We start from the raw sequence: 2,195 nt of genomic DNA, 5'->3' as shown, positions 1-2,195 counted from the left end.
GTTGTAGGCCGTAGCGGTGGAAGCATCGTCCACCCGGTTCAGCTGGTTGCCATCGAGCGTGAAAGTCTGATTATCTATCAAACCATAGGATGAAGTCCCCGTCTGCCCGTACCGTTGCAAGGCAAGTATGTTCCCGTTCTTGTCGTAACCGGTCACCTTTTCGGTGAAGCGGTTGGCGTTGCTGCCGATGTTCGTGCCTTCGCCATAGACCGCATCCAGCATGCGGTTCAGCCCGTCGTATTGCTTCGTCAAAAGTCCCGCCCCACAGCCATTCGGGCGTGAAGACAAACTGCAGAGTGTTAAGTTGACAATATAAATGCTTTGAAGAAAATAATCAATCCTTGAAGCAGAAACTTTTCTGAATCAAGGATTGATTATTTTCAAAAGGCTATTGCTTATCACCTATTTCCGAGTATGGGATTTACAATTCATGCGTGTACTTATTGCGATAATTTAGAGGATGATAACATTGGAAAACCTGTTTCACAATCACGAAAGAATGTAAAGCCTTGACGAATTAGTATATCCATAACATAATTGATTTCAGCAACTTGGTTAGCAGATAAAGTATCACATACTATATATGCCTTCGGAGTATCGTCAACAAAAAATGTATCTAAAATATATTTTACTCCCATTCGTTTATATATAGAATCTATTTTAGGTTGAGGAACTACAATATATTCTCTTAATTGACTTAATGTAATACTATCAACTATGATAATATCACGCGAAGAAAAGTATGTGATTTTATTATTAGAATCCCTATTTCTATTTATTACAAAATCTAAGTATACCTCATCACTAAGAATATGATATTCTTTATTATTACATATTACATTAATGGACTTATAGCGGGGATTAGTTGACGCATATTTTGACAAATCCATGCAAGGGACATTTTCTTTTTTTAACAGGATAGTTACAGTAAAAAAGATAATCATAAATGCAAAGCCAATATTACTCCAAAAAATTAGAAGGTATCTTTTTTTTCCCATAAGTCACTCTTTTTATATCTTTTGTAACTTTTCTTATTCTATTTTCTGTATTCACAGCCTGTATATCTACTTCCAAAATCCCATTGATTTTTATATCAGGATTAAAATTGCCTTTATCTAAATCTGAAGAATGTTGAAGTTCATGAGCTAATCCAACTCGTGGATTTCGGACATTGCTGCTACTTGCTTTTTTCATTTCTGGATCATAAAGAACGATAGAACCTTGAGAAACTTTATCTCGTGCTTTTTGTGAATCGTAGAGTGTGGCATTTTTATTTTCAGAACGTTCATCAGGCATTGTAATTTCATGAATATTACTACTTTCTTCCAATTCTGTAATCATTTCACCAACAACTTTATCATCTTTCTTCAACTGCTTCAAATCAGCCTTTACTTGACTTTGATATTTAGTATCAAATCCAAACCATAACTTGATTTCATCAATTAACCCATTCGGATTAGGAGCGATAATAATACTATCCCCATTCACATCAATATTCCTCATCGGGCAGTTTGCTGCATACTGATACGGTGACATTGGATAATACTTTTCTGCAAAGCGGTCTTGTGTATGGAATCTCCCTATCGCCGCATCATAGTGCCGTGCCCCATAGTCATACCAGTTCAGGCCTTTCTTCGTGTCCAGCTCCTTGCCGTTGTACTTGTAAGGCTGTACACTCGTAGAGTTGGCGAAGACACCTCCGAAGGGGTAGTAATGGTTCGTTTCTTCCACCGTTCCGTTCTGGTCGATGACCACGCGGTTGTTGCCCTGATGGTCCTGCAGGAAGTAGTGGTACTTGCTGTCAGTCAGGGTAAGGTAACCTGCTTCCGTCAGCAGCAGCTTCTGCACACCGTTTTCATAGATCACGTTGCCGCAATAGTCCGTTGTGGTGGTGGTCGTACCGTTGATGACATGCTTCGTGCGGAGCTTGGTTCCGTCGGCGGCATAGGTGTATTCAATGGTGCTTCCGTCCGTGAACGTGACCTTGCTTGGCAAAGATAGTGCAAACCGAACACAAAAGGAAGCAAAAGCTTGCTTTTATTTACATTTGTTGAGGTGCAGCCTGTCTTCTCTAAATTTAAACAATTGTATTGAATATTGCTAATGTTTTTATTCAAATCTTTCGTCAGATTGCCATTGGCGTCGTAAGCATATTCGTTCGCCTGCTTCACGGCGTCCTTGAACTCGAAGCCGTT

General features: G+C 39.5%; 1 protein-coding gene and 2 pseudogenes. All 3 read right to left on the bottom strand.

The annotated features are described in order from the left end of the window. Positions 1-240: pseudogene (locus tag Q3C19_RS18090) on the bottom strand (RHS repeat-associated core domain-containing protein); the annotation flags it as partial. Positions 241-440: 200 nt separating this feature from the next. Then, on the bottom strand, positions 441-998 hold the full coding sequence (locus Q3C19_RS18085) for a hypothetical protein (RefSeq protein ID WP_302731225.1): 558 nt from the start codon (positions 996-998) through the stop codon (positions 441-443). Continuing rightward, a pseudogene (locus Q3C19_RS18080) lies at positions 961-2,195 on the bottom strand (RHS repeat-associated core domain-containing protein); the annotation flags it as partial. The pseudogene Q3C19_RS18080 and the gene Q3C19_RS18085, both read right to left, overlap by 38 nt.

The sequence above is a fragment of the Bacteroides sp. ET489 genome (assembly GCF_030518095.1).
Classification (GTDB): Bacteria; Bacteroidota; Bacteroidia; order Bacteroidales; family Bacteroidaceae; genus Bacteroides; species Bacteroides ndongoniae.
Note: the sequence above shows the minus strand (reverse complement) of the source record. Positions and strands in the feature narration are given on the sequence as shown.

Bases quoted from the DNA above. Each gene is read 5' to 3' on its own strand.
- Q3C19_RS18085 (WP_302731225.1), bottom strand. From the start codon at position 998: ATGGGAAAAAAAAGATACCTTCTAATTTTTTGGAGTAATATTGGCTTT.